19 protein-coding genes and 2 tRNA genes are annotated in these 22801 nt (G+C 70.5%); 12 read left to right on the top strand and 9 right to left on the bottom strand.

The window, feature by feature from the left end; translation table 11 throughout:
• Positions 1–36 precede the first annotated feature (36 nt).
• The 3 genes from LIU39_RS04645 to LIU39_RS04635 all read right to left on the bottom strand — a co-directional run bounded on the left by LIU39_RS04645 (position 37) and on the right by LIU39_RS04635 (position 2606).
• Positions 37–639 carry an ATP-dependent Clp protease proteolytic subunit gene (locus tag LIU39_RS04645; protein WP_227045204.1) on the bottom strand — a complete coding sequence of 201 codons (603 nt, stop codon included), beginning with the start codon at positions 637–639 and terminating at the stop codon, positions 37–39.
• Positions 640–922: 283 nt separating this feature from the next.
• The gene (tig, locus tag LIU39_RS04640) at positions 923–2311 is read right to left on the bottom strand and encodes a trigger factor (protein ID WP_227044895.1); all 1389 of its coding nucleotides are present in this window, start codon (positions 2309–2311) and stop codon (positions 923–925) included.
• A gap of 218 nt (positions 2312–2529) precedes the next feature.
• Positions 2530–2606 (bottom strand) — tRNA-Pro (locus tag LIU39_RS04635).
• Between the two features lie 137 nt (positions 2607–2743).
• Between LIU39_RS04635 and LIU39_RS04630 the strand changes: the two genes are divergently transcribed.
• Together LIU39_RS04630 and LIU39_RS04625 are read left to right on the top strand one after the other, a co-directional pair.
• Positions 2744–2814: transfer RNA gene (locus LIU39_RS04630), tRNA-Gly, on the top strand.
• 134 nt (positions 2815–2948) lie between these two features.
• Entirely contained in the window at positions 2949–3335 is a 387-nt protein-coding gene (locus LIU39_RS04625) for an arsenate reductase family protein (RefSeq protein WP_227044892.1), read from the top strand.
• A gap of 87 nt (positions 3336–3422) precedes the next feature.
• On the opposite strand, the gene LIU39_RS04620 is transcribed toward LIU39_RS04625, so the two are convergent.
• Positions 3423–3617: a hypothetical protein gene (locus LIU39_RS04620; RefSeq protein WP_030283919.1), complete on the bottom strand. Its 195-nt coding sequence runs from the start codon at positions 3615–3617 to the stop codon at positions 3423–3425.
• 699 nt (positions 3618–4316) lie between these two features.
• Here LIU39_RS04620 and LIU39_RS04615 point away from each other — a divergent pair.
• From LIU39_RS04615 to LIU39_RS04605, 3 genes are all read left to right on the top strand, one after another.
• Positions 4317–5474: an acyltransferase family protein gene (locus LIU39_RS04615; RefSeq protein WP_227044891.1), complete on the top strand. Its 1158-nt coding sequence runs from the start codon at positions 4317–4319 to the stop codon at positions 5472–5474.
• Between the two features lie 109 nt (positions 5475–5583).
• Positions 5584–6147: an AAA family ATPase gene (locus LIU39_RS04610; protein WP_227044889.1), complete on the top strand. Its 564-nt coding sequence runs from the start codon at positions 5584–5586 to the stop codon at positions 6145–6147.
• Between the two features lie 197 nt (positions 6148–6344).
• Entirely contained in the window at positions 6345–7568 is a 1224-nt protein-coding gene (locus LIU39_RS04605) for a cation:proton antiporter (protein WP_227044887.1), read from the top strand.
• A gap of 13 nt (positions 7569–7581) precedes the next feature.
• Here LIU39_RS04605 and LIU39_RS04600 read toward each other — a convergent pair whose 3' ends face one another.
• Positions 7582–8727, bottom strand: a complete 1146-nt coding sequence (locus LIU39_RS04600; protein WP_227044881.1) for a PP2C family protein-serine/threonine phosphatase — start codon at positions 8725–8727, stop codon at positions 7582–7584.
• Positions 8728–8855: 128 nt separating this feature from the next.
• On the opposite strand from LIU39_RS04600, the gene LIU39_RS04595 reads away from it, so the two are divergent.
• Positions 8856–10085 (top strand): GNAT family N-acetyltransferase, encoded by a 1230-nt coding sequence (locus tag LIU39_RS04595; RefSeq protein WP_227044878.1) that lies wholly within the window; start codon positions 8856–8858, stop codon positions 10083–10085.
• 36 nt (positions 10086–10121) lie between these two features.
• On the opposite strand, the gene LIU39_RS04590 is transcribed toward LIU39_RS04595, so the two are convergent.
• Together LIU39_RS04590 and LIU39_RS04585 are read right to left on the bottom strand one after the other, a co-directional pair.
• Complete coding sequence (locus LIU39_RS04590; protein ID WP_227044876.1) at positions 10122–10946, bottom strand: Fpg/Nei family DNA glycosylase; 825 nt, start codon at positions 10944–10946, stop codon at positions 10122–10124.
• A 74-nt stretch (positions 10947–11020) separates the two neighbouring features.
• A complete protein-coding gene (locus tag LIU39_RS04585) occupies positions 11021–11506 on the bottom strand; it encodes a ribose-5-phosphate isomerase (protein ID WP_227044874.1) in 486 nt (161 codons plus the stop codon).
• Positions 11507–11696: 190 nt separating this feature from the next.
• Between LIU39_RS04585 and LIU39_RS04580 the strand changes: the two genes are divergently transcribed.
• Complete coding sequence (locus tag LIU39_RS04580) at positions 11697–13175, top strand: amino acid permease (RefSeq protein ID WP_227044873.1); 1479 nt, start codon at positions 11697–11699, stop codon at positions 13173–13175.
• Positions 13176–13294: 119 nt separating this feature from the next.
• On the opposite strand, the gene LIU39_RS04575 is transcribed toward LIU39_RS04580, so the two are convergent.
• Complete coding sequence (locus LIU39_RS04575; protein WP_227044871.1) at positions 13295–13891, bottom strand: biotin transporter BioY; 597 nt, start codon at positions 13889–13891, stop codon at positions 13295–13297.
• 323 nt (positions 13892–14214) lie between these two features.
• Here LIU39_RS04575 and LIU39_RS04570 point away from each other — a divergent pair, with 323 nt between their 5' ends.
• From LIU39_RS04570 to LIU39_RS04560, 3 genes are all read left to right on the top strand, one after another.
• Positions 14215–15624 (top strand): amino acid permease, encoded by a 1410-nt coding sequence (locus LIU39_RS04570; RefSeq protein WP_227044870.1) that lies wholly within the window; start codon positions 14215–14217, stop codon positions 15622–15624.
• 284 nt (positions 15625–15908) lie between these two features.
• Positions 15909–17357: an amino acid permease gene (locus LIU39_RS04565; RefSeq protein WP_227044868.1), complete on the top strand. Its 1449-nt coding sequence runs from the start codon at positions 15909–15911 to the stop codon at positions 17355–17357.
• Positions 17358–17518: 161 nt separating this feature from the next.
• The gene (locus LIU39_RS04560; protein ID WP_227044867.1) at positions 17519–18160 is read left to right on the top strand and encodes a superoxide dismutase; all 642 of its coding nucleotides are present in this window, start codon (positions 17519–17521) and stop codon (positions 18158–18160) included.
• 122 nt (positions 18161–18282) lie between these two features.
• Here LIU39_RS04560 and LIU39_RS04555 read toward each other — a convergent pair whose 3' ends face one another.
• Positions 18283–18927: a DsbA family protein gene (locus tag LIU39_RS04555; protein ID WP_227044865.1), complete on the bottom strand. Its 645-nt coding sequence runs from the start codon at positions 18925–18927 to the stop codon at positions 18283–18285.
• Between the two features lie 110 nt (positions 18928–19037).
• On the opposite strand from LIU39_RS04555, the gene pepN reads away from it, so the two are divergent.
• On the top strand, positions 19038–21662 hold the full coding sequence (gene pepN, locus LIU39_RS04550) for an aminopeptidase N (protein WP_227044863.1): 2625 nt from the start codon (positions 19038–19040) through the stop codon (positions 21660–21662).
• A 123-nt stretch (positions 21663–21785) separates the two neighbouring features.
• Entirely contained in the window at positions 21786–22799 is a 1014-nt protein-coding gene (locus tag LIU39_RS04545) for a hypothetical protein (RefSeq protein ID WP_227044861.1), read from the top strand.
• Positions 22800–22801: the final 2 nt, after the last annotated feature.

Genomic DNA, 22801 nt, shown 5'->3' with positions numbered 1-22801 from the left:
AAGGGGCTGGGGTGGCTGGGGCGAGTGGTACGGGGCTCAGGCCCCGGTGCCGCCCCCGCCCGGAACGCCTGCGGCGGAGGTCATGACGTCGTCGATGAGGCCGTACTCCTTGGCCTCGTCCGCCGAGAACCAGCGGTCGCGGTCGGAGTCGTGGGTGATCCGCTCGACGGTCTGACCGGTGTGGAAGGCGGTCAGCTCCGCCATCCGCTTCTTGGTGTGCAGCAGCCGCTCGGCGTGGATCTTGATGTCCGACGCGGAACCCGCCAGGCCGGCGGAGGGCTGGTGGATGAGGATCTCGGCGTTGGGCAGCGCGAAACGCTTGCCCGGGGTGCCGGCGCTCAGCAGGAACTGCCCCATCGAAGCGGCCAGGCCCATGGCGATCGTCACCACATCGTTCTTGATGTACTGCATGGTGTCGTAGATCGCCAGGCCGGCCGAGATCGAGCCGCCCGGGGAGTTGATGTAGAGGAAGATGTCCTTGTCCGGGTCCGCGGCCAGGAGAAGCAGCTGCGCGGTGATCTTGTTGGCGATGTCGTCGTCGACCGGCTGGCCGAGGAAGATGATCCGCTCGCCGAGCAGCCGGTTGTAGACCTGGTCGCCGAGGCCACCGAAGGTCGGCTCAGCGGCGGCGGAAGGCATCGGGATCGTCACGTGTCCACCTGCTCGTTGTCGGACGGTACGAGACCGTCTCAGCGTCGTCTGCCGGGGCCTGGGGATCTGCGCCGTGTCGTTGCCCCGGCGCGTTCAGCAACTCCCCTGCCCTCGTATCTACGGACCCTAACGCGCAGGTCGGACAACGCCATCCCGCTTTGAGAACTGTTCGCTGTGAGCGCAGGCTCACGGGCCGGTACCACCACGGGCCCGAACACGCAGACGTGCGCGTTCGGGCCCGTGGTCAGGGAGTGCGGGAGCGAGCCTGGGCTCAGCCCTCGTTCTTCTGCTCGGCCTCGGCCACCTCGGTGCCCTCGGCCTCGGCGACGACGGTCTCGGCCGTCTCGTCCTCGTCGTCGAGGTCCAGGACCTCGCCGTTGGTGTCCTTGACCGTGGCGGCCTCGACGACCACCGCGAGCGCCTTGCCGCGGGCGACCTCGCCGACGAGCATCGGCACCTGGCCACCCTCGACGACGGCCTGCGCGAACTGGTCGGGGGACATGCCGGAGGACTGCGCGCGGCGCATGAGGTGCTCGGTGAGCTCCTCCTGGCTGACGTTCAGCTTCTCCTTGTTGACCAGCTCATCCAGGATGAACTGGGTCTTGATGCCCTTCTCCGCCTGCTCCTTGGTCTCGGCGTCGAACTCTTCCTCGGTCTTGCCCTGGATCTCCAGGTACTTGGCGAGGTCGAGGCCCATCTGGCCGAGCTGGTGGTTCACCAGGTTGTGCTTGCGGGTCTCGATCTCGTCCGCGAGCAGCTTCTCGGGGATCGGCACCTCGACGAGCTTGAGCAGCTCGTCGAGGACCTTCTCCTGAGCCTGGGTGGCCTGGTCGTACTTCTTCATCTGCGCGAGGCGCTTGCTGCTGTCCGCACGCAGCTCATCAAGCGTGTCGAACTCGCTGGCCAGCTGCGCGAACTCGTCGTCAAGCTCGGGCAGTTCGCGGGCCGCGACGGCGGTGACGGCGACCGTGACCTCGGCTTCCTTGCCCTGGGCGGAGCCGCCCTTGAGCTCGGAGGTGAAGGTGGCGGTGCCGCCGGCCTCGACGCCCTTGACGGCCTCGTCGATGCCGTCCAGCAGCTCGCCGGAACCGACGGTGTAGCTGACGCCCTGGGCGACGCCGTCCTCCAGGACCTCGCCGTCCACCTTGGCTTCGAGGTCCAGCGTCAGGACGTCGCCGTCCTGGGCCGCGCGCTCGACCGGGGTGGTCGAGGCGAAGCGCTCACGCAGCTGCTCGACGGACTTGTCGATGTCCTCGTCCGACACCTCGGTGGCGTCGACCTCGACCTCGATACCGGAGTAGTCCGGGATCTCCAGGGCGGGGCGGATGTCGACCTCGGCGGTGAAGGCCAGCAGTTCGCCGTCCTTCAGCTCGGTGATGTCGACCTCGGGCTGGCCGAGGACGTTCAGCTCACCCTCGTTGACCGCCTCGGTGTAGAACTTCGGGAGCGCGTCGTTGACGGCCTCCTCCAGCACGGCGCCGCGGCCGAACCGCTGGTCGATGACGCGGGCAGGGATCTTGCCCTTGCGGAAGCCCTTCACCGTGACCTGCTGGTTGATCTTCTTGTACGCCGCGTCGAGGCTGTCCTTGAGCTCCTCGAAGGGCACCTCGACAGTGAGCCGAACCCGGGTCGGGTTCAGGGTCTCCACGGCGCTCTTCACGGTTCGGTCTCCTTGGGGCTGACTTCTGGGGTTCTGCTTGAGATCTTCCGATACCCGATGATGCGGGCCCCGGTCGATCGCGCCCGGTACAGAGACACACGGGCACGCAGCTTGCATAGTAACCGCAAGCAGGATGGCAGCCATAACGTGATCTTGCGCGGCCGTCCGGCGGTGGCCGGCTCCTGGGGAACCGGCCCTGCGAACGTACGCGGTACTGCTGGTCGGGGTGGCCGGATTCGAACCGACGACCTTCCGCTCCCAAAGCGGACGCGCTACCAAGCTGCGCCACACCCCGTCGGTGCGACACGTAGGGTACATGGCCGATGGCGCTCTGGCTGCCAGTTATCGGGGCGCCGGTATCCGGTGTGCGGGAGGCCGCCCCGACCCGCTACGATGCACTGCGTGCCGCGGTCCGAGTGATCTGTGGCGCTCGCGGGCGTAGCTCAATGGTAGAGCCCCAGTCTTCCAAACTGGCTACGCGGGTTCGATTCCCGTCGCCCGCTCCCACGAAAGGAACCCCAGGCCGGACGGTCTGGGGTTCTTCGGTTTTCCGGGGCTCGGCGTCAGGCCGTGGCCCGCCGTTTCACGGTGTGCGCGGAGCCGTCCGGGGCGGGCCGGGCTCATTAGGGTGACCGGCATGGAGATCTGGATCAATCCCGCGTGTTCCAAGTGCCGTTCCGCCGTGGACCTCCTCGACGAGGCGGGCGCGCAGTACACCGTGCGCCGCTACCTGGAGGAGTCGCCGAGCGCTGCGGAACTGCGCGGCGTACTGGGGCGCCTGGGGCTCGAACCGTGGGACATCACGCGGACGCAGGAGGCCGAGGCGAAGCAGCTGGGGCTCGGGACGTGGGAGCGCACGGATGCCGGGCGGGAGCGGTGGATCGAGGCGCTGGCCACGCATCCCCGGCTGATCCAGCGGCCGATCATCACCGCGGACGACGGCTCGGCGGTGGTCGGCCGCAGCGCCGATGCCGTGCGGGACGCGCTGACCAGGGGTGCGGACGGCGGACCCGCCGGGGGCTGACCGTCGGCCGGGGCCGGGCCGCGAGCGGGGTCCGGCCCCGAAGGCCGGCGACGGGCCTCGGGGTGCGGGCGGCCCATCGGGCACGCCCTAGAAGGTGATGTGGTTGATGGTGTCCGCAAGGGAGTTGAAGAACCGGTTTATCGAGGGCGCCATGCCGGTGGAGGCCAGGAAGAAGCCGAAGAGGATGGCGACGATCGCCGGACCCGGCTTGATCGTTTTCCCGCGGATCAGCACGATCAGCACGATCCCCAACAGCAGCACCACTGACAGCGAAAGAGCCACAACTGATCACACCCTCGGTCGGAACGCCTCACCGGCCCGGGAAGCGTGCAACCGCGCACCCCCCGCTGGCACCATCGTGCCACCAAGTGACTTCCCACTGCATACGGGTGACGAATCATCGGCCAACGCTTTGCCCGCTTCATGCCGTTGACGGACGAAGCGGACGAACGAAGCGGGCGGGCGGCGGGTTCGGCGGGGTCCGACAAGGTGCCAGCAAGGGGGCAGTGCGGCGGCCGGACGGGCACCGTACGGCGCGGCCGGGGCGGAAGGAACGCCGGCAACCACAGCGCGGATAAATCGGCCTGATCATTTCGCTTCAGGTGGCCGATAAGTGACGTACCTCGCCGCGCGGTTCAGACCGCGCACCCACCGGGCCGATCCGGTACAGGCGGCGGCGCATTCCCTTTCGTGGCGCGGATCACGGCCACGGCGGAACTTTGAGGCATAGCCGCGGCCCGCCGAGAAGGGGACATTCCTTCCCCGCCACCCGCAGGGCATATGACCCATTTAAGCCGGATGAAGTGGCGCAAAAGGGCGCATCTGATGGAGAGTTACGGACACATGCGGCAGGCGGTTTCGTAGGTAATACGAATCGATCATGATTCAAGTCCGCAGGGATTCCCGGCCGCACCTGGGGAAATAGCGAATAACCAGAAGACGGTTTTACGCATTCGACGGTTCACCGCTATGGTGCCTCAAATGTTTCACGCTGCCCCGACACCTCGACGTGAACTCCCTGCGGCCAGGGAGCCGGCGGGCACGGACCGGGCGGTGCGCACGGCGCAGCCACCGGGCGCGCCGGAAGCCACACCGAAGCCCGCACCGACCGCAGGCCGGGACGCCTTCTTCGACAACGCGAAGTATCTGGCCATCGTCCTGGTGGCGATGGGGCACGCGTGGGAGCCGCTGACCGACGGCAGTCGCGCCGCCGAGGCGCTCTACATGGCCGTCTACGCCTTCCACATGCCGGCGTTCATCATCATCTCCGGCTATTTCTCGCGCAGTTTCGACATGCGCAAGGACCGCCTCCAGCGGCTGATCACCGGCGTCGCCGTCCCGTACATCCTCTTCGAGACGGCGTACGCCTTCTTCAAGCGCTGGGCCGACAACGATCCGGGACATCCGATCAGCCTGCTCGATCCCTGGTTCCTGACGTGGTTCCTGGTCGCCCTGTTCATCTGGCGGCTGACCACACCGCTGTGGAAGATCGTGCGCTGGCCGGTCCCGCTGGCGCTGACCATCGCCGTGCTGGCCTCCGTCTCACCGGAGATCGGCGACGACCTGGACCTCCAACGGGTCCTGCAGTTCCTGCCGTTCTTCGTGCTGGGTCTGCATCTGCGTCCTGAGCACTTCCAGATGGTGCGGCGGCGCGCGGTCCGCATCGCCGCGGTGCCGGTCTTCGCCGCCGCGCTGGTCATCGCGTACTGGGCCGCTCCCCGGATGGCGTCCGCGTGGTTCTACCACCGGGACAGCGCGCAGGAACTGGGCACCACCTGGTGGGCCGGTGTGGTGATGACCCTCGCGCTCTTCGGCTGCTCGCTGGTGCTCGTGGCGTGCTTCTACTCCTGGGTGCCCACGCGGCACATGTGGTTCACGGTGCTGGGCGCCGGCACCCTGTACGGCTACCTGCTGCACGGCTTCCTCGCCAAGGGCTCCCGCTTCTGGGGCTGGTTCGACAACGCCTGGGTGCACACCCCGCTCGGCGAGATCGCGGTCACCCTGATCGCCGGCGCCGTGGTGACGGCGCTGTGCACCCCGCCGGTCCGCAAGGTCTTCCGCTTCGCGATGGAGCCGACGATGGCCTGGGCCTTCCGCAAGGACCCGGTGGACCCGGCCCGGCAGCGGGTCACCACGTAGCGCCGTCGGCCCGAAGGCCCGCCCCGGGACGTCGAGTTCTCCACTGGGGGCCGGCGGACGGGCCGATATCGGGTCGCACGGGGCGGGTGCCCGCTGACACGCTTCCGCCATGGATAACGCAGAGGTGCTGCTCATCGGCGGACGTGCCGGTGCCGGCAAGACGACGGTGGGCTGGGAGGTTTCGGCACGGCTGCGCGCCGGTGCGGTGGCCCACGCGGTCATCGAGGGCGACTTCATGGGCCAGGCGCATCCGGCGCCGGAGGGGGATCCGCACCGCACGGGGATCACCGAGAGCAATCTGACGGCGGTGTGGGCGAACTTCGCCCGGCGCGGGTACCGCCGCCTGATCTATACGAACACCGTGAGCGTGCTGTCCGAGACGGCCGGCATGTTCGAGCGGGCCATGGGGGCGGACGTACGGATCGTGCGGGTCCTGCTCACCGCGTCCGATGCCACGGCCGGGGAGCGGCTGTCCGGCCGGGAACGCGGCTCGGAACTGGCACAGGAGCTGCGGAACAGTGCCCGCAAAGCGCGCCTCCTGGATGAGCGGGCGCCCGCGGACACCGTGCGGATCGTGACGGACGGGCGGTCCGTCACGGACATCGCGCGGGAGGTGGTGGCAGCCACGGGATGGTCGGGTGGCGCTCCGGCTGCCGACGCTCCGCGCCCGTAGCGCCGCCGCGCGCCGTGGTTCGTCCGGTGCGCGGCCCGCCCCGTACCCCTCCCGCTCCCCCACCCCCGGCTCGGTCGCGTCCCGATTTCCCTTTGGTAAACTAATTACTGACGCTTTCTTGACTCCCCCTTGACCTTTTGCTTGTCGCAGGCCACACCATTGGAGGAGCCATCGGACACGCACAGACCCTCATCGCCATGGGCGGGGCCTTTCTGGCCGCCGCCGTGCTCGCCCGGATCGGCGGCCGTATCGGTCTGCCGACCATCCCCCTCTTCATCCTGGCCGGGATCCTGCTCGGCCCGAACACCCCCGGCATCGTGCTGGTCGCCGATCCGCACGACCTGGAGATGCTCTCCCTGCTCGGCCTGGTGCTGCTGCTCTTCTACCTGGGCCTCGAATTCCATGTGGACGACCTCAAGACCGGCGGCCGGAAGATGGCGCTGGCCGGCGGCGTGTATCTGCTGCTGAACGTCGGCGCCGGGCTCGGCTTCGGCTTCGCACTCGGCTGGGGCACGTCGGAGGCGCTGGTGCTGGCCGGCGTGCTGGGCATCTCGTCGTCGGCGATCGTCACCAAGGTGCTGGTCGACACCGGGCGCCTCGGCAACCCCGAGACCAAGCCGATCCTCGGCATCATCGTCGTCGAGGACATTTTCCTGGCCCTCTATCTGGCCGCGTTGCAGCCGGTGCTCTCCGGTGCCGATTCGCTCGGCGCCGCCGCGCTGGATGCGGGCAAGGCGTTCGGCTTCCTGTTGCTGCTCGCCGCGGCGGCCCGGTGGGGCACCCGCGTCATCGGCAAGCTCATCGACACCAAGGACAACGAACTCCTGGTGATCTCCTTCCTGGGCGCGGCCGTCCTGGTCGCCGGGGTCTCCGAGTGGTTCGGGGTGGCCGACGCCATCGGCGCGTTCATGGTCGGGCTGATGCTCGGCAGTACGCAGTCGGGGCCGCGGATCCGTGAGCTGGTGCATCCGCTGCGGGACGCGTTCGGCGCGATCTTCTTCTTCGCCTTCGGCCTGTCCATCGACCCCGGCGATCTGCCGTCGGTCGTGTGGCCGGTGCTGGCCGCGGTCGCGGTGACCTTGCTGATGAACGTCTTCGCCGGTCTGGTGGCCGCGCGGGTGTACGGCTTCGGGCCCCGGCCGGCCGCCAATATCGCCACCGCGCTGCTGGCCCGCGGCGAGTTCGCGCTGATTCTGGCGACGATGGCGGCGGGCGCCGGGCTCGACGAGCGGCTCGCGCCGTTCATCGCGGGCTATGTGCTGATCCTCGCCGTGCTCGGACCGCTGGCCGCCGGGCGTTCGGGCCTGCTGGCGCGGGTGCTGCCGGGCGGGCGCGCGGAGGCCGTGGCCGTGCCTGCCCGTCAGGAGACCGCGGACCCGGCCCTCCAGGAGGCGGGCGCTGCGGGCGGCGCTTCCCGGTGAGCCGTCAACGGCGCTACGCGTCCCGGCAGATGAGGAGCAGCGCCCGGTCGTCGTTGACGTCCTTGGCGACCGCCTCGATCAGATGCCAGGCGGCTCCGGTGAAGCCGCCCGCGACATAGCGGTCGGCCTCGCCGGTCAGCCGGTCGATGCCCTCGGCGATGTCCCGGTCGGCGGACTCGACCAGGCCGTCGGTGAACATCATCAGCACGTCGCCGGGGCGCAGCCGGCCCTTCACCGGGTCGAACTGCGCCCCGTCGTAGACCCCGAGGAGCGGGCCCGTCCCCGTTTTCTCCTCCCAGCGGCCGGTGCCCGCGCTGAGCTGGAGGGCGGGGAGGTGTCCCGCGGAGAGCAGTTCGTAGTCGCCGGATTCCAGGTCGAGGACGAGATGGATGGAGGTGGCGAAGCCCTCGTCCCAGTCCTGGCGCAGCAGGTAGCCGTTGGCCGCGGGCAGGAAGCCGTGCGGCGGGAGCGAGCCGAGCAGCCCGCCGAACGCGCCGGAGAGCAGCAGCGAACGGGAGGCCGCGTCCATGCCCTTGCCCGAGACGTCGGTCAGCACGACTTCCAGGATGTTGCCGCCCTGGGTGCGTGAGGCGACGACGAAGTCGCCGGAGAAGGACTGTCCGCCGGCCGGGCGCAGCGCCATCTCGCGGTGCCAGCCCTGTGGGAGCCGGGGCAGTTTGCTCTGCACCCGGATCCGCTCGCGCAGGTCGAAGAGCATGGTGCCGCCGCGCCGCCAGGGCACTCCGACCCGGCTGCGGAACTGCGCGATCAGCAGCCCGAAGAGCCCGACGGCGGCGACCACCAGGACCGTGCCGGGGGTGATCCGGTCGGGCCCCTCGTCGTACGGTCCGAAGAGGGCGGCCTCGACGATCAGGGCGGCGGCCGAAGTGCCGTACAGGGCAAGGAGGTTGGCGGGCCGCAGCAGCAGTCCGCCGGCGATCACCGGCAGGACCAGGGCGGTCGGGCCGACCCACTGCGGGTGCCAGAGGGTGGCCGCGGCGATGGCGGGGACGGAGATCAGCAGCGCGACCAGCGCGAGCCAGTCGGAGCCGTCGCCCCGGAAGTAGTCGACCCCGGCCTTGCGCACGCCGATGCGGGCCCGGTGCAGCGCCTTGTGCAGCCGGGCCGTCAGGGGTTCTGCTCCCGGGCGGCGTGCCATTGCTCTGGGACCTTATCCACCCGTTCGGCGGCGCGTCGATTCGTCGGACGCCACCAAGGGCGAATGCCGGGAAATGCCGTTCGAAATACGGTCGCGCGGCCGGAGAGCGTCCTGCTAGGGATGGGCTCATGACGACAGAGTTGCGGATGTTGCGGCCGGAGGAATGGGACGGCTGGTTCGGGAAGGTGGAGCTGGCCTTCGGGGGCCCCGGGGAGGCGCCGGAGGAGCGGTCCTTGTGGCAGGAGCTGACCGAGGCCGAGCGCTCGATCGCCGCCTGGGACGACGGCGAGGTCGTGGGGACGGCCGGCGCCTTCTCGTTCGGGATGACCGTGCCGGGCGGCGCTTCGGTGCCGGCGGCCGGGGTGACGATGGTCAGCGTGCAGCCGACGCACCGCAGGCGCGGGGTGCTGCGCTCGATGATGCGGCGGCAGCTGGACGACGTACGGGAGCGCGGTGAGGCGCTGGCGGTGCTGACCGCGTCGGAAGGGGCGATCTACGGGCGCTTCGGCTACGGCGCGGCGACCCTGGAGATGCGTCTGGAGGTCGACACGGTACGGCTGGCGCCCCCGGAGCTGCCGGGCGCGGACGGCGTGCGGCTGCGGTTGGCCGATCCGGTCAAGGCGCTGGCGGACTGCGAGCGGGTCTACGCGCGTACGGTGCCCGCCAGGCCCGGGATGCTCGCCCGGCAGCCGGGCTGGGAGCGGCTCGCGGTCCTCGATCCGGAGCGCGACCGGGGTGGGAAGGGCAAGCTCCAGTGCGTGCTGGCCGAGGTGGACGGCGAGGTCAGGGGCTATGCGCGCTACGCCGTCGAGCCGCGCTGGAACAATGAAGGGCCGCACGGCGCGGTGCGGCTGCGGCACATCGTCGCCCCGGATCCTGAGGTGTACGTCGCACTGTGGCGCTACCTGTTCGGGATCGACCTGACCTCGTCGGTGGCGGTGCCGGACCTCCCGGCGGACGATCCGGTGCTGCACCTGGTCGCGGACATGCGGCGGTGCGGGATCCGGCTCCGGGAGTCGGCGTACGTCCGACCGGTGGAGGTCGGCGCGGCGCTGGCGGCGCGGACGTATCAGCGCCCGGTGGACGTGGTGCTCGATGTCGCCGACGCGTTCTGTCCGTGGAACGAGGGCCGGTGGCGGCTGACCGGCGACGAGGCCGGCGCGGTCTGCGAGCGGACCACGGACGCGCCCGATCTGGCGCTGTCCGTACGGGAGTTGGGCTCGGCATATCTGGGCGGGTTCACGCTGTCGTCGCTGGCGGCTGCGGGCCGGGTGCGCGAGCTGCGGTCCGGGGCGCTGCGGGCGGCGTCGGTGGCGTTCGCCTCGGACACCGCGCCGTGGCTGCCGCACGGGTTCTGACGGGGTGCGGGCCTGCGCCGTGGGACGCGGGCGGGCTCAGCCGTGTCCGGCGGCGGCCGGCTGACAGGTGGGGCACCAGAAGAGGTTGCGGGCGGCGAGGCCGGCCGTCCGGATCTCGCTGCCGCAGAGGTGACAGTGCTGGCGGGCGCGGCGGTAGACGTACACCTCGCCGCCGTGGTCGTCGACCCGCGGCGGGCGGCCCATCGCCTCGGGCAGGTGCTCGGGGCGCACGGTGTCGATCCGGTTGTGGCGGACTCCTTCGCCCATCAGGAAGACCAGGTCGGACCAGATGGCGTCCCAGGCGGCGCGGGTGAGGTCGCGGCCGGGGAGGTAGGGGTCGATGCCGTGCCGGAAGAGGACCTCGGCGCGGTAGACGTTGCCGACGCCGGCGATGATCTTCTGGTCGAGCAGCAGCGCGGCGATCGTCGTGCGGCTGCGCGTGATCCGGCGCCAGGCGCGCTCCCCGTCGTCGTCGGGGCGCAGCGGGTCGGGCCCGAGCCGGTCGTGTATCGCCTGCTTCTCGGCGTCGGTGATCAGGGCGCAGGTGGTGGGGCCGCGCAGGTCGGCGTGGTGGGCCCGGTTGGCCAGGCGCAGCCGGACGGTGTCGGTGGGCGGCGGCGCGGGGGCGGTCCCGAAGCCGAGCTTGCCGAAGAGGCCGAGGTGGATGTGGATCCAGCCGACCGGTCCGAAGCCGAGGAAGAGGTGTTTGCCGTGCGCCTGGGCGGTTTCCAGGGTCTGTCCGTCGACGAGCGCGGCGCCGTCGGCGAACTTTCCCTGCGGGCTGCCGGCCCGTACGGGGCCGCCCTCGAAGCGGTCGAGGTGGTCCAGCGCGAGGCGGTGGATCGTGTGCCCCTCGGGCATCGGGGTGTCCTCCGGTGAGCGCGCCCGCTCCCCCGGCGGCCGGGGGAGCGGGCGGATGACGGTGGGCGGGTGGCTCAGCCCTGCGGGTGGTGGGCCGGGATCGGGGGGAGTTCGCCGGTGGTCTCGTAGGCCGAGAGCATCTCGATGCGGCGGGTGTGCCGCGCCTCGCCGGAGTACGGGGTGGCGAGGAAGATCTCGATGAACTTCGTCGCCTCCTCGACCGTGTGCATCCGGCCGCCGACGGAGATGACGTTGGCGTTGTTGTGCTCGCGGCCGAGCTTGGCGGTCTCCTCGCTCCAGGCCAGTGCGGCCCTCACGCCCTTGACCTTGTTGGCGGCGATCTGTTCGCCGTTGCCGGAGCCGCCGATCACGATGCCGAGGCTGTCCGGGTCGGCGGCCGTCTTCTCCGCGGCACGGAGGCAGAACGGGGGGTAGTCGTCCTGGGCGTCGTAGAGGTGCGGACCGCAGTCGACGGGCTCGTGGCCCTGGGCCTTGAGCCACTCGACGAGGTGGTTCTTGAGATCAAAACCTGCATGGTCGGAGCCGAGATACACGCGCATGGCATGAGTGTGGCACGAGGAATGCGACTGTGTGGCGCCGGGGCTTCGTACAAATGACAGGGGAGTTTCAGCCAGTCTTCATACAGCTGAACAGGAACGACAACGATCCGGATTCGGATCTTCCTAAGCAGTCGCCCCCGCGGGTCTAATGCGGGGACTCGAAACCGAGAACCACTGAAGGACGGTGCATATGGGCACGCACCCGCCTACCACGGACGGGCTTCAGGCAGGACTCAAGAATCGACATCTGTCGATGATCGCCATCGGCGGTGTCATCGGCGCAGGCTTGTTCGTCGGCTCAGGCGCCGGTATCCACGCCGCAGGACCCGGCATCCTGCTCTCTTACGCACTGACCGGATTGCTGGTCGTGCTCGTCATGCGGATGCTGGGTGAGATGGCTGCGGCCTCCCCCACTTCCGGTTCGTTCTCCGCTTACGCGGACAAGGCGCTCGGCCGCTGGGCCGGGTTCACCATCGGCTGGCTGTACTGGTTCTTCTGGTCGGTCGTGCTGGCCGTCGAGGCGACCGCGGCCGCCTCCATTCTCACCAACTGGGTGCCGGCCGTCCCGCAGTGGGCCTGGGCTCTGCTGGTGATGATGGTGCTGACCGGCACGAACCTGATCTCGGTCGGCTCGTTCGGCGAGTTCGAGTTCTGGTTCGCCGGCATCAAGGTCGTCGCCATCGTCGTCTTCATAGTCGTCGGCGCGCTGGCGATCTTCGGGCTGCCGCCGGGCGACAAGGCGGTCGGTCTGTCGAATCTGACCGGGCACGGCGGGTTCCTGCCGAACGGGCCAGGGGCGATCCTCTCCGGCATGCTGCTGGTGGTCTTCTCCTTCATGGGCAGCGAGATCGTCACCCTGGCGGCCAGCGAGTCGCCGAACCCGGTGAAGGCCGTCCGCAAGGCCGTCAACAGCGTCATCTGGCGGATCGCGATCTTCTACCTCGGCTCGATCGCGGTCATCGTGACGCTGCTGCCGTGGAACGACCCGAAGCTGGACGCCAGCCCGTACGTCGCGGTGCTGGAGTCGCTGAAGATTCCGTACGCCGGGACCGTGATGGACGTCGTGGTGCTGACCGCGGTGCTGTCCTGTCTGAATTCCGGCCTTTACACCGCTTCCCGGATGGCTTTCTCGCTGGGCGAGCGCGGGGACGCGCCGAAGTCCTTCGCCAAGGTGAACAAGGGCGGTGTGCCGGCCGTCGCGATCTGGGCGTCCGTCGCCTTCGGCTTCATCGCGACGATCTTCAGCTACACCTCGAAGGACACCATCTTCCAGTTCCTGCTGAACTCCTCGGGCGCGGTCGCCCTGTTCGTGTGGCTGGTCATCTGCTTCTCGCAGCTGCGGATGCGCAAGGTCATCGAGCGGGACATGCCGGAGCGGCTGACGGTGCGGATGTGGCTGTACCCGTGGCTGACGTACGCGACGATCGCGCTGATCCTGTTCGTCGTCGGCTACATGTTCTACGACCCCGACGGCCGCAAGCAGATGGTGCTGTCCGTCGTCGCCGCCGTGGTGGTGCTGGCCGTCGGCCTGATCCTGGACCGGCGCCGGCCGCGGGAGAGCGCGGTGACGGCCGGCGGCGGTGCGGCGATCGGGCCCCAGGGCGGCGCGGCCGCCACGGAGGCCGTACCCGCAGCGGACACGGAGGCCAAGGCCGCCGACCGGGCATGACCGTCGCGGTGCGCCACGCACGGCGCACCGCGACGCACACAGCACCAACGGGCCGGGCCCCGCAGTCACCGAGTGGTGAGTGCGGGGCCCGGCCCGTGCGTGCGCGGGAAGGCGGCGGGTCAGCCGCGGCGGCCGGCCAGCTTCCACGCGGTGGGCAGCGCGCCCATCGCCAGCGCGGCCTTGAGCGCGTCGCCGATGAGGAACGGCACCAGGCCGGCGGCCAGCGCCTGGCCGAAGGACATGCCCGTGCTGAGCGCGAGGTAGGGGACGCCGATGCCGTAGACCAGCGCGAGGCCGGCCACCATCGTGCCGGCCGTGCGCAGCGCGCCGCGGTCGCCGCCGCGGCGGGCCAGCGCGCCCACGACGGTGGCGGCCAGCAGCATGCCCAGGACGTAGCCGAACGTGGCGCCGCCGGGGCCGGACTTGGCCTCGGCGAACCACGGCATGCCCGCCATGCCCACCAGCGCGTACAGCGCCATGGACGCGAAGCCGCGGCGCGCGCCGAGCGAGGCGCCGACGAGGAGGGCGGCGAAGGTCTGCCCGGTCACCGGGACCGGGGAGCCGGGGACCGGGACGGCGATCTGCGCCGCGATGCCGGTGAGCGCGGCACCGCCGACCACCAGCGCGGCGTCACGGACGCGGGCGCGGGAGGCGGTGGCGGCGGGCAGGAGATCGGCGAGGACCGCACCGGGACGAGAGAGAGCGGCAGTGCTCATCAGGACTCCGCGAAGTGTGAGAGGGATCCGGGACAGGACAGGACCCGATGGACGTTAGTCCAGCGGGCCACCGGCGATCATCATGTGGCGGTGACAAAGCGGCACCGGCCGGCTTGGAGCTTGTGAACATCCTCCAGACTGCCGGGCCCGGCCGGCTCCGGGGGGCGTCTTCACAGGTCGCGTGATGCTCGTCACGGCGCGGGCGGCGGATGCCGGGGCGTTTTGTGGTAGCCGCGGGCTTGCGGGGAAACTGGGTGCAGCTGTAACGGCCCCGCAGCGTCCTGCGGGGTGTGTGCCGAACCACCTTGCGAGAGTACGAGCCCATGCATGACGCACCGACCACCGCCGGGAACCCTCCTCTCGGCGGCGGACCCGGCGAGCGAGAACCGCTGTCGGCGGGGCTCAAGCAGCGCCACCTGACCATGCTCGGCCTGGGCGGGGTGATCGGCGCGGGCCTGTTCGTGGGCTCCGGCGCGGGCATCTCGGTGGCCGGGCCCGGCATCGTGCTCTCGTATCTGATCGCCGGTGCGCTGGCGATGCTGATCATGCGGATGCTGGGTGAGATGTCGGCGGCGATGCCGGCGTCCGGCGCGTTCTCGGTGCACGCGGAGCGGGCGCTGGGCCGCTGGGCGGGGTTCAGCGTCGGCTGGCTGTACTGGTTCCTGCTGGTCGTGGTGCTCGCCGTGGAGGCGACCGGGGCCGCGCAGATCGCCAACGGCTGGCTGCCGGCGGTGCCGCAGTGGAGCTGGGTGCTGATCTTCATGGTCGTCTTCACGGTGGCGAACCTCGCCGCGGTGAAGAACTTCGGCGAGTTCGAGTTCTGGTTCGCGACGCTCAAGGTCACCGCGATCGTGCTGTTCCTCGTGCTCAGCCTGCTGGCGGTCTTCGGCGTGCTGCCGGACACCGAACCGATCGGCCTGGCCAACCTCACCGGGCAGGGCGGCTTCCTGCCGCACGGCTGGTCCGGGGTGGTCTCCGGCGTGCTGGCCGTGGTCTTCGCGTTCGGCGGCCTGGAGGTGGTCACCATCGCGGCGGCCGAGTCGGACGACCCGGCGCGCGCGGTGGGCCGTGCGGTGCGCAGCGCGGTGTGGCGCATCCTCTTCTTCTACGTCGGCTCGATGCTGGTGATCGTCACGCTGCTGCCGTGGTCGTCGATGCAGCCGGGCAAGAGCCCGTACGTCGCGGTGCTGGAGCACATCGGGATTCCCGGCGCCGGGCAGATCATGAACATCGTGGTGTTCGTCGCGCTGCTGTCGGCGCTGAACGCCAATCTCTACGGCTCGTCGCGGATGGTGTTCTCGCTCGCCGAGCGCGGGGAGGCCCCGCGCTCGCTGCTGAAGGTGTCGGGCGGCGGGGTGCCGCGCCGGGCCGTGCTGGCTTCGGTGGCCTTCGGATTCGTCTCCGTGCTGCTGAATCTGAAGTGGCCGGATTCGGTCTTCCTGTACATGCTCAACGCGGTCGGCGCGGTGCTGCTGTTCGTGTGGGGGCTGATCGCGGTCTCGCAGCTGCGGCTGCGTCCGCGTATCGAACGCGAGGCGCCGCAGACGCTCACCCTGCGGATGTGGGCCTTCCCCTGGCTGACCTGGGCGGCGCTGGTCGCGATGGCGGCGGTGCTGGTGCTGATGCTGACCGATGACGCGGCCCGCCCGCAGTTGCTGTGGTCGGCGGGGGCCACCGCCGCGGTGCTGATCGTCGCCGGGGTACGGGAGTTGCGGGGGCGGGCGGAACGGTAAGAGGCGGCTTGTCGTGGCATTTCACGACGAGCCGGATACGCACGGTCACGATCGCGTCTGAATACCGAACATTCGCTGCACGCCTGTTGCCCTCAGCGGACACCGCCACTCAAACTGAGCGCGCTTCGCCGAGGACCCTCGGTGTTCACGGCGCCGGCAGGGCCTTGCCGACCTGCCGTTGCGGCAGGGGTCCAGGGGGCCAGGCGGCGGATCCGTACCGGTCGCAGCCCCGGGAGCACGCACCAATTGCCCGCTCCGCTCTCACCTACTGGGACAGGTACGACATGAATCGGACACCCTCGTCCGCCTCGCCCGCGCGCGAGCGGACCGACGCGGTCCCGGACAGCGACGGCGGCACTCCGCTGTCCAACGGACTCAAGCAGCGCCACCTGTCGATGATCGCCCTGGGCGGCGTGATCGGCGCCGGGCTGTTCGTCGGCTCCCGCGAAGGCATCGCCGCCGCGGGCCCCTCGATCGTGCTCGCCTACGCGGTGTCCGGCGCCCTGGTGATGCTCGTGATGCGGATGCTCGGCGAGATGGCCGCGGCCAACCCGGCGTCCGGCTCCTTCTCCGTGCACGCAGGACGCTCGATCGGCTCCTGGGCCGGCTTCACGGCGGGCTGGATGTTCACCGCACTGCTGTGCGTGGCGGTGGCCGCCGAGGCGATCGGCGCCGCCGACATCATGACCCAGTGGTTCCCGGGCACCGAGCCGTGGATGTGGGTCCTGCTGTTCATGCTGGTCTTCTGCGGGGCGAACCTCGCGGCGGTCAGCAACTTCGGTGAGTTCGAGTTCTGGTTCGCGGCGCTCAAGGTCGCCGCGATCGGCATCTTCCTGATCCTGGGCCTGCTCGCCATCTTCGGCGTCCTGCCGGGCACCGAAGCGCCGGGCGCCTCCCATCTGACCGGCGACGGCGGCTTCCTGCCCAAGGGCGTCGACGGCCTGATGGTCGGCCTGCTGGCCTCGGTGTTCGCGTACGGCGGCCTGGAGACGGTGACCATCGCGGCCGCCGAGTCCAAGGACCCGGTCCGCGGTGTCGCCCGCGCGGTGCGCACCGCGATGTGGCGGATCGCCCTCTTCTACGTCGGCTCAATGGCGATCATCGTCACCGTCATCCCCTGGAACGACGCCTCGATAGCCAAGAGCGGTCCGTACGTCGCGGTCCTGGACTACCTGAAGATCCCGGCCGCCGGGCAGATCATGAACGTCGTCATCCTGGTGGCGCTGCTGTCCGCGATGAACGCCAACATCTACGGCTCGTCCCGGATGGCGTACTCGCTGACCGTGCGCGGCCAGGGGCCGAAGTTCCTGGGCAAGGTCGGCGGCGGCGTGCCGCGCCGTGCGGTGGTGCTGTGCTCCGCGTTCGGCTTCCTCGCCGTGCTCTTCAGCTTCTGGTGGCCCACCACCGTCTTCCAGTGGCTGCTCAACATGGTCGGCGCTGCCGTCCTGGTGGTCTGGGGCTTCATCGCCGTCGCCCAGCTGCGGATGCGCCGCCGGCTGGAGCGGGAGGCGCCGGAGAAGCTGGTCGTCAAGATGTGGGCCTTCCCGTATCTGACGTGGGTGGCGCTGGCCGGTGTCGTGGTGGTGCTGCTGCTGATGCTGCGGGACGAGAACCAGCGCATCCAGCTGCTGTTCACCGGCGGGTTCGCGGTGGTGCTCGCGGTGACCGGGCTGCTGCGGGCGCGGGTGGGGCGGTCGTCGGGGACGCCGGCCGAGCCGCCGGCCGCCGGATAGCCGCGGCCCTTCGCGCCCCGCCTCGGTCTTTGGGACCGGACAGGCTGCCCTTACCCGGTGAGTGATCACCGCTGCTGGTAGCGTGGCGAGCGTTCTTGCACATCTATTGCAATAAAAATCAGTTGCAATAGGACGGCGTAAGCAGTTGGAGAGGCTCGGGCATGGCGACCTACACACTTCCGGAACTTCCTTACGACTACTCGGCGCTGGCCCCGGTCATCAGCCCCGAGATCATCGAACTGCACCACGACAAGCACCACGCGGCGTACGTCAAGGGCGCGAACGACACCCTTGAGCAGCTCGCCGAGGCGCGCGACAAGGAGCAGTGGGGCGGCATCAACGGCCTGCAGAAGAACCTCGCGTTCCACCTCTCCGGCCACATCCTCCACAGCATCTACTGGCACAACATGAGCGGTGACGGCGGCGGCGAGCCGGACGCGAAGGACGGCGTGGGCGAGCTGGCCGATGCCATCGCGGAGAGCTTCGGCTCGTACGCCGGCTTCAAGGCGCAGCTCACGAAGGCCGCGGCCACCACGCAGGGCTCCGGCTGGGGCGTGCTGGCCTACGAGCCGGTCACCGGCCGCCTGATCGTCGAGCAGGTCTACGACCACCAGGGCAACATCGGCCAGGGCTCCGTGCCGATCCTGGTCTTCGACGCCTGGGAGCACGCCTTCTACCTCCAGTACAAGAACCAGAAGGTCGACTTCATCGAGGCCATGTGGCAGGTCGTCAACTGGCAGGACGTGGCCCAGCGGTTCGCGTCCGCGAAGCAGCGGGCGAACACCCTGCTGCTGGCGCCGTAACGGCGCACCCTGCGTCCTGCCTCGTGATCGTCTTCTCAACCTTCACCCGGCAGGCGGAATAACGGCAAGGCCCCACGAGGACGTGACTCGTGGGGCCTTGCCCATGTGCGGGGCCCGCGGCGTCAGTCGAAGACCGGGCCGACCGTCCGCGTCCGCTTGATCTCGTAGAAGCCGGGGATGGACGCGACCATCAACGTGCCGTCCCAGAGCCTGGCGGCTTCCTCACCCTTGGGGGCGGGGGTGACAACGGGGCCGAAGAAGGCGATCCGGCCGCCGTCGGCGCCGGGGACGGCGATGACGGGGGTGCCGACCTCCTGGCCGACGAGGTCGATGCCCTCCTTGTGGGAGGCGCGCAGCTGCTTGTCGTACGCGTCGGTGTCCGCGGCGTCGGCGAGAGATACCGGCAGCCCGACGTTCTCCAGGGCCGCCAGGACCGCCTCGCGGCTCCGGCCGAGGCCCTGGTTGTGCATGCGGGTGCCGAGCGCGGTGTAGAGGGGGCCGAGCACCTCGCTGCCGTACTGCTGCTCGGCGGCGATGCACACCCGGACCGGGCCCCAGGAGCTGCCGCCGGGGCGCATCTTCTCGCGGTACTCCTCCGGCAGCTGGTCGAGCTTGTTCTCGTTCAGCACCGCCAGGCTCATGACGTGCCAGCGGACCTCGACCGGGCGGACCTTCTCCACCTCCAGCATCCAGCGGGAGGTCATCCAGGCCCAGGGGCACAGCGGGTCGAACCAGAAGTCGGCGGGGGTCTTCGCGGTCTCGGGCACGTGATCTCCTGTGGTGACGGCTGCAACAGATCGGTCACGGCTTCAACAGACGGCCGCCGTGCCATGATTCCCGTGTTCGATATTCGAGACGAGGGCAAAGGAGTCACGTCGTGCCAGGTGAGAATCTGTCCCGGGACGAGGCACGGGATCGGGGCCGGCTGCTGAGCGTCGACGGGTACGACGTGACGCTGGACGTCCGGTCGGCGGTGCAGGCCGAGGACACGTTCAGGTCCCTGACCACCATCCGGTTCCGGTGCGCCGAGCCGGGCGCGAGCAGCTTCGCCGACCTGCTGGCGCCGTCGGTGACGTCCGTGACGCTCAACGGCCGGGTGCTCGACCCGTCGGCGGTGTTCGACGGGTCGCGGATCGCGCTGGACGGGCTGGCCGCCGAGAACACCCTGGTCGTCGACGCGCAGTGCGCCTACAGCCGTACGGGAGAGGGCCTGCACCGGTTCATCGACCCGGAGGACGGCGAGGTCTACCTCTACACGCAGTACGAGCCGGCCGACGCGCGGCGGGTCTTCACCACCTTCGAACAGCCCGACCTGAAGGCCCCGTTCACCTTCGAGGTGACGGCGCCGGAGGGCTGGGTGGTGCTCAGCAACGGCGTGGAGGAGGGCGAAGCCGAAGAGGGGCGCGAAGCGCTTCCCGTGGAGGGTGGTGGCGGGCGAGGGGCGGGCCGGCACCGGTTCGCGACGACGCAGCCGATCTCGACGTACATCACCGCGGTGGTGGCCGGTCCTTACCACTACGTTGCCGACACCTACCGGCGGACGTTCGACGACGGTACGGAGCTGGAGATTCCGCTGGGTGCGCTGTGCCGCAAGGGGCTTGCGCGGCACTTCGACGCGGACGACGTCTTCACCGTCACCAAGCAGGGCCTGGACTTCTTCCACGACCACTTCGACTACCCGTACCCGTTCGGGAAGTACGACCAGGCGTTCGTGCCGGAGTACAACCTCGGCGCGATGGAGAACCCTGGCTGTGTGACGTTCCGCGAGGAGTTCATCTTCCGCGGGAAGGTGACCGAGGCGGCGTACGAGCACCGGGCCAACGTCATCCTGCACGAGATGGCGCACATGTGGTTCGGCGACCTCGTCACCATGCAGTGGTGGGACGACCTGTGGCTCAAGGAGTCGTTCGCGGACTTCATGGGAGCCCTGTCGCAGGTGGAGGCGACCCGCTTCCGCAACGGCTGGATCACCTTCGCCAACCGCCGCAAGTCCTGGGCCTACCGCGCGGACCAGCTGCCGTCCACGCACCCGGTGACGGCGGACATCCGTGACCTGGAGGACGCCAAGCTCAACTTCGACGGCATCACCTACGCCAAGGGCGCGGCGGTGCTCAAGCAGCTCGTGGCGTACGCCGGGCGGGACGCCTTCCTGGAGGGCGCGCGCCGGTACTTCAAGCGGCACGCCTACGGCAACACCCGCCTGACGGACCTGCTGTCGGTGCTGGAGGAGACCTCCGGGCGGGACATGGCGGCCTGGTCGCGTGCCTGGCTGGAGACCGCGGGGGTCAACTCCCTGACGCCGCAGGCCACTTACGACGCGCAGGACCGGATCACCGAGCTGAGCATCCTCCAGGAGGCGCCCGCCGCGCACCCGGAACTGCGGCCGCACCGGGTCGCGGTGGGCCTCTACCGGCGGCAGGACGCCGACGGCACGCTGGTGCGCTACGCGCGCGCCGAGGTGGACGTGTCCGGACCGCGGACGGTGGTGACGGAGCTGGCCGGCGCCGAGCGGCCCGAGCTGATCCTCGTCAACGACGAGGACCTGACGTACTGCAAGATCCGGTTCGACGAGGGATCGCTGGCCACGCTGCGCAGCCGGCTCGGCGAGCTGACCGACCCGCTGGCCCGCGCCCTGTGCTGGGCCGCGCTGTGGGGCCTGACCCGGGACGGTCTGATGCCGGCCCGTGACTACCTGGACCTGGTGCTGCGGTTCGCCGGCCGGGAGACCGACATCGGCGTCCTCCAGTCGCTGCACAGCCAGGCGCAGACGGCACTGGACCTCTACACGGCGCCCGAGCACCGGGACACCGCGGCCCGCGCCCTGGCCGAAGGCGCGCTCGGCGAGCTGCGGCAGGCCGAACCGGGCAGCGGCCACCAGCTGGCCTGGGCCCGCCACTTCGCCGCCGTCGCCTCGACCGCCGCCGATCTCCAGCTGCTCCAGGGCCTGCTGGACGGCACCGCGAAGATCGACGGCCTCGACGTGGACCAGGAGCTGCGCTGGTCGTTCCTCCAGCCGCTGGCCGCGCACGACGCCGCCGACGCGACGGCCGTCGACGCCGAGCTGGCGCGCGACGACACCGCGTCCGGCAAGCGGCACCAGGTGCGCTGCCTGGCCTCCCGCCCCGCCGCCGACGTCAAGGCGCGGGCCTGGGCGGACGTGGTGGAGTCCGACGCGCTGTCCAACGCGCTGGTGGAGGCGACGATCAGCGGGTTCGCGCAGCCGGGCCAGCGGGAGCTGCTGGCGCCGTACGCGGCGCGGTACTTCGAGGCGATCGAGCGGGTGTGGCAGGAGCGCTCGATCGAGATCGGGATGGACGTGGTGCGCGGCCTCTTCCCGTCCTGGGAGGTGACGCAGGAGACGCTGGACGCGGCGGACGCCTGGCTGACCGGGCACGCCGGTGCCGCGCCCGCGCTGCGCCGGATCGTGTCGGAACAGCGGGACGATCTGGCGCGGGCGCTGCGCGCGCGGGCCTGCGACGCGGCGGCCGGCGGCCGGCCCTGACCGGGCCCGTACCGGCCCCTTTCGGCATCCGAACACCCGTACTCAAGAACAGAGTTGTCCTGGTCCTGCCACGGGTGTGTAACAACGGTTAGCGGACGGAGCGGGGGCGGGAAGGTGCGGGTCATGACCGACGAAAGCCCGCGCTCCCCGCTCCCCCTCACCGACGCCCCGTGCCGGGTGCTGACCACGCGCCAGCTGCGTGAGCGGGGCGTATCGGCCGCCGAGGCCACCGAGCACTGCCGGCCCGGCGGCCCCTGGCAGCAGGTCCTGCCCGGCGTCCATCTGCTGCATCAGGGGCCACCGACCTCCGAAGAGCGGCTGCGCGCGGTGCTGCTGTACGCGGCGCAGCGCGGGCCTTCCGTGCCCTGCCAGGGCGGCGGTGAGCGCCCGGCGCCCGAGGTGATGATCACCGGTTTCGCGGCGCTCGCCCTGCACGGCCTGACGGTCGCTCCCCCGCTGTCGGCCCTGGAGCGCATCGATGTCCTGGTGGCCCGCACCCGGCGGCTGCGCTCGGCGGGCTTCGCGCGGGTCGTACGGTCCGCCGAGCTGCCGGTCCCCGACGAGGTCACCGGGCTGCCGGTGGCGCCGGTCCCGCGGGCGCTGGCGGACGCCGTGGGGCAGCTGTCCGACGCGGCGTCGGTCCGGCGGCTGCTGACCTGCGCGGTGCGCGAAGGGCACGGCGAAGCGGCCGCGGTACTGGAGGAGTTGGAGCGGGCCGGGCTGACGGCCAAGCCACAGGTGGCGGACGCGGTGGACGCGCTGCTGGCCGAGGGGCGGGCGGTGGCCGAGCAGCAGCTCTACGCGATGGTGGCCGCCCACGGGCTGCCCGACCCGGTGTGGAACGTCGATCTGCGGATGCCGGGCGGCCCGCACCTGGGCAGCGTGGACGCGTACTGGCCTGAGCACTCGGTGGCCCTGGAGATCGACACCGTGGCGCCGCACGGGGACGACGATCCGCCGGGCGAGGACCGGGACCGCATGCGCGAGCATCTCGACCGGCTGGGCATCACGGTCGTGTGCTGCGCACCGCGCGCGCTGCGCGAGTCACCGCGGGAGCAGGCCGTGGTGGTGCGGACGGCGCTGATGGCGGCGGCCGACCGGGAGCCCGGCGCCTATGTGGTGGTGCTGCCGCGTTAGGG

Source organism: Streptomyces pinistramenti (assembly GCF_020564935.1).
Classification (GTDB): Bacteria; Actinomycetota; Actinomycetes; order Streptomycetales; family Streptomycetaceae; genus Streptomyces; species Streptomyces pinistramenti.
Note: the sequence above shows the minus strand (reverse complement) of the source record. Positions and strands in the feature narration are given on the sequence as shown.

What these genes read in the sequence shown, in the direction of transcription:
- LIU39_RS04645 (WP_227045204.1), bottom strand. Translation starts at nt 639, where the DNA reads ATGCCTTCCGCCGCCGCTGAGCCGACCTTCGGTGGCCTCGGCGACCAG.
- LIU39_RS04625 (WP_227044892.1), top strand. Translation starts at nt 2,949, where the DNA reads ATGGAGATCTGGATCAATCCCGCGTGTTCCAAGTGCCGTTCCGCCGTG.
- LIU39_RS04615 (WP_227044891.1), top strand. Translation starts at nt 4,317, where the DNA reads ATGTTTCACGCTGCCCCGACACCTCGACGTGAACTCCCTGCGGCCAGG.
- LIU39_RS04610 (WP_227044889.1), top strand. Translation starts at nt 5,584, where the DNA reads ATGGATAACGCAGAGGTGCTGCTCATCGGCGGACGTGCCGGTGCCGGC.
- LIU39_RS04605 (WP_227044887.1), top strand. Translation starts at nt 6,345, where the DNA reads ATGGGCGGGGCCTTTCTGGCCGCCGCCGTGCTCGCCCGGATCGGCGGC.
- LIU39_RS04600 (WP_227044881.1), bottom strand. Translation starts at nt 8,727, where the DNA reads ATGGCACGCCGCCCGGGAGCAGAACCCCTGACGGCCCGGCTGCACAAG.
- LIU39_RS04595 (WP_227044878.1), top strand. Translation starts at nt 8,856, where the DNA reads ATGACGACAGAGTTGCGGATGTTGCGGCCGGAGGAATGGGACGGCTGG.
- LIU39_RS04590 (WP_227044876.1), bottom strand. Translation starts at nt 10,946, where the DNA reads ATGCCCGAGGGGCACACGATCCACCGCCTCGCGCTGGACCACCTCGAC.
- LIU39_RS04585 (WP_227044874.1), bottom strand. Translation starts at nt 11,506, where the DNA reads ATGCGCGTGTATCTCGGCTCCGACCATGCAGGTTTTGATCTCAAGAAC.
- LIU39_RS04580 (WP_227044873.1), top strand. Translation starts at nt 11,697, where the DNA reads ATGGGCACGCACCCGCCTACCACGGACGGGCTTCAGGCAGGACTCAAG.
- LIU39_RS04575 (WP_227044871.1), bottom strand. Translation starts at nt 13,891, where the DNA reads ATGAGCACTGCCGCTCTCTCTCGTCCCGGTGCGGTCCTCGCCGATCTC.
- LIU39_RS04570 (WP_227044870.1), top strand. Translation starts at nt 14,215, where the DNA reads ATGCATGACGCACCGACCACCGCCGGGAACCCTCCTCTCGGCGGCGGA.
- LIU39_RS04565 (WP_227044868.1), top strand. Translation starts at nt 15,909, where the DNA reads ATGAATCGGACACCCTCGTCCGCCTCGCCCGCGCGCGAGCGGACCGAC.
- LIU39_RS04560 (WP_227044867.1), top strand. Translation starts at nt 17,519, where the DNA reads ATGGCGACCTACACACTTCCGGAACTTCCTTACGACTACTCGGCGCTG.
- LIU39_RS04545 (WP_227044861.1), top strand. Translation starts at nt 21,786, where the DNA reads ATGACCGACGAAAGCCCGCGCTCCCCGCTCCCCCTCACCGACGCCCCG.